Source organism: uncultured Oscillibacter sp., assembly GCF_950073225.1.
Lineage (GTDB): Bacteria > Bacillota > Clostridia > Oscillospirales > Oscillospiraceae > Oscillibacter.
This window is the reverse complement of sequence record NZ_CATMPS010000067.1, coordinates 1-3512: the sequence shown is the minus strand read 5'-3', so window position 1 is coordinate 3512 and position 3512 is coordinate 1. Positions and strand designations below refer to the sequence as shown.

The window sequence follows — 3512 nt, the reverse complement described above, 5'->3', positions numbered from 1 at the left end:
CTTGCCCGCCGTAATGTTTTTCCGCTTGGAGGGTCCGGAAGAGTTGGGCTGGCTGGGGGCGACGCCGCCATTGTCGCCTTCCCCGGCGGGCCGTCCGGAGGCGCTGGGCGTGCGGGAGGGGTCCGGGGCGACGCCGCCGTTGTCGCCCTCCCCGGCGGGCCGTCCGGAGGCGCTGGGATTCCGGGAGGGGTCCGGCGCAACGCCGCCGTTGTCGCCCTCCCCGGCGGGCCGTCCGGAGGCGCTGGGATTCCGGGAGGGGTCCGGCGCGATGCCGCCGTTATCACCCTCCCCGGCGGGCCGTCCGGGGGTGCTGGGAGGCCGCACCGGGTCCGGGGCCAGGCCGCCGTAGTCGTCCTCACGGTAGGCCTGCACACCAGGGTTCTCCGCGCCGGCAGCGCAGACGGGTACGGTGGTGACCAGCACCACCAGGGCCAGCAAAAGCGCGATCCAACTGTTCTTACCCATGCTTGTTCTCTCCTTTATCCGTGCTTGATTGAGTACGCGGTACTCAGAGACCCGGGGCCTTTGGACTGCGATAGGCAAGGCCCAGGGGCTGAACGCCCTCCGGCAGGTAGAGGCCCGCGCCCCCGCCCTCCAGGAGGAACGCCTCATAATACGTTCCGTCCGAGGCGGAGACCAGCACCGGGGAATCCGCCTCCGGGAGCTCCCGGCCCGCAAGAGCTGTGGGGCCGGTGACCAAGACATAGCCCGGCAGGTCCTCCGACGGCTCCACATCGAAATTCACGCCGCTTCCATAAACGGTGAAGCCCTCCGGTTTTTCCGTTCCCCGGCCGGGGGCGGGCATGACGGGGATATTCTGAATGAGATACCGGAGGTTCCGCTCCACCAGCTCCGCCGCCACATAGTCCGCCTCCCGCTGGGCAGCCAAATCCAGACGGTAGGGCATGGAGCGGGAGAACAGCGCCGCGCCGAAGCTGTCCGCCAGGTAGGGGTAGAGGTTGTTCCCGAAGGAGTCCCGGAACATCACCAGGGACCCCTCCCCGCCGCCGTGGGTCATGATGGTGAGGTTCTCCGCCGAGCGGATGGGGACATCATATTCTATGGTCAGTTCGCCGCTGTAGACCGGATCGGCCTCCAGGCCCTCCCCGGCGGGATAGAGCATGTCATAGAGGTCGCCCTTGTGGACTTCCTCCCGGGTAAAGGGACCGTCGAAGTAGCCCGAGGACCGGCCCAGGGCCCTGTTCACCGCGTCGGCGGCCAGCGCCGCGCCCTTGCTGTTCCAGTGGGAGTCGGTCTTGAAATACAGGGTTTCCTCCTGTCCCCGGAAGAGGGCGAAGCAGTCCAGGTAGTCCACGCCCTGCCGTTCCAGCTCCTCCGCCAGCCGCTTCGCGTCCCGGGGCTTGCGGGCGGAGGGGAGGGTGAGGTTTGGCATATGCTCCGGGTAGAGGGAGTTCTTATTGGGGGCCAGGGTGAAGAGGAACCTTGCCCCCTGGCTCTCGCAGTACTCCGCCATCAATCTGAGATTGCGGGCGGCAGAGAAGATCTCCCGGTCCGTCATGGGCTGCAGCCCCACATAGTCCGGCAGGGTGTCGGCGAAGTAGAGCCAGCCGTCCGTGCCCAGGACCACATCCTCGGTGATGGAGCTCCGGAGCCCCTTGGCGTTCAGGGCGGACCAGGCGGTAATCATCTCCTGGCGGAGATAGAAATTGTCCCCGGCGTAGTCCTGGATTTGGGAGAGATAGCCGGGATTCCAGTTTCCCTCCGGGTCCCGGAGGGAGGGGGCCCTGGAGAGGGCCTGGTTGCCGCCCGCGGCGCTCTCCTGAGCGGGGAGCAGCATCCCCAGGGAGGGAATGAGGCACAGCAGGAGGATGAGCGCCGTAAAGGCGGCGTAGGCGAGTTTCTTTTTCATGGAGGCACCTCAAAACTGAGCGTAAATGAAGGGCTGGAAGCTGCTGCCCGCCGCCGCCAGAAGGCAGAGGACAAAGAGGGCCGCCGCCCCGGCGAAGGAGGAAACCTCCAGCCAGGGGCCGTCCAGCCGCCGTTTCAGCCAGGGCCCCACGGGCAGACTGCCCACGATCCCCGCCCCCAGGGCGCACCACACCGCCGGGCTGATCCGCTCCAGGGCCAGGGTGGAGGCCGGGGAGAGGACAAAGCCGGTAAACATGGCCCGGAGGACCGTCATGGCCTCGGCGAGGCTGGATGCGCGGAAGACCACGAAGCCCACGCACACCGCCAGCAGGGTGTAGACATGCCCCGCGAAGCGGCCCAGGGGCTTCTCCGCTTTCATGGGCAGGGCGCTTTCCAGGGCGGAGAGAAGCCCGTGCCACGCGCCCCAGAGGACGAAGGTCCAGCTGGCCCCGTGCCACAGGCCGCAGAGCAGGAAGACCACGGCCTTATTGAGGCACTTCCGGGCCGTGCCCCGCCGCCCGCCTCCCAGGGGGATGTACAGGTAATCCCGGAACCAGAAGGAGAGGGACAGGTGCCACCGCCGCCAGAACTCGGTGATGGAGGCGGAAATGTAGGGGTAATCGAAGTTCTCCGGCGTTTCAAAGCCGAACAGCGACCCCAGGCCGATGGCCATGTCGCTGTAGCCGGAGAAGTCAAAGTAAATTTGCAGGGTGTAGGCAACCGCCCCCAGCCAGGCCATCCGCCAGTCCAGGCCGTCCCCCAGGGCGAAAGCGGCGTTGACCACCGTGGCGGCCATTTCGGAAATCAGGGCCTTCTTGGCAAAGCCCACGGTGAAGCGCCGGAGCCCCTTGGCCGCCTGCCCGGCGGTGACCCGGGGGCTTTCCAGCCCCTGGGCGAACTGGCTGAAGCGGGAGATGGGGCCGGAAACCGCCTGGGGGAAGAAGGAGATATAGAGAAGCACGTCGGAGAAGCGCCGGGCCCGGGCGTTTTCGTCCCGGAAGACGTCGACGGCGTAGGACATGGATTTAAAGGTGAAAAAAGAAACGCCCAGGGGAGCCAGGAGCCCCGCGGCGGGGAGCTCCGTCCCCAACAGGCCGTTCAGGCTCCCGGTAAAGAAGTCCAGGTACTTGAAAGCGCCCAGCAGGAGAAGGTGGAAGGTCAGGACCGCGGCCAGCAGGGCCTTTCGCGCCCGGACCCGGGGCATGAAAAAACCGGCAGCCCAGCTTACGGCGGCGGAGAGCAGAAGGCAGGGGATCCCCTGCCACTGCCCGCAGGCATAGAAGGCCAGACTGACGGCAATAAGCAGATACTTCCTCCCCCTGACCGGAACCAGCAGGCTGAGCAGCCAGGCTGCCGGGAAGAAGAAAAACAGGAAGGGGGCGGAATGGAATGCCATGCAAACACCAACTCCTAATAGAAAAGCTTCTGCTGCCGGAACAGGAAAATATGTCGAATCTATGAAGATTATACACCTTTGCAGAGAAATGTCAAGGCGCAGGGCAGAGCCTGGATTGTTCGCTGATGTAGTAAGTTAAATGCAGAAAAGGTTTTTCAACCTTTTTCTGCATTATTTTTTTACCCAAACGGGGGCAGAAACGGGTGAAAGGGGTGATTTAGGTGAGGACTTTGACGCTGGACGACCG

Annotated in this window: 2 protein-coding genes and 1 pseudogene; all 3 read right to left on the bottom strand. The window is 65.1% G+C overall.

Annotated elements, in window-relative coordinates:
* A pseudogene (locus Q1M04_RS15960) lies at nt 1-465 on the bottom strand (hypothetical protein); the annotation flags it as partial.
* A 43-nt stretch (nt 466-508) separates the two neighbouring features.
* Nucleotides 509-1870: an alginate O-acetyltransferase AlgX-related protein gene (locus Q1M04_RS15955; protein WP_297999868.1), complete on the bottom strand. Its 1362-nt coding sequence runs from the start codon at nt 1868-1870 to the stop codon at nt 509-511.
* A 9-nt stretch (nt 1871-1879) separates the two neighbouring features.
* A complete protein-coding gene (locus Q1M04_RS15950; protein ID WP_297999870.1) occupies nt 1880-3265 on the bottom strand; it encodes an MBOAT family protein in 1386 nt (461 codons plus the stop codon).
* Nucleotides 3266-3512: the final 247 nt, after the last annotated feature.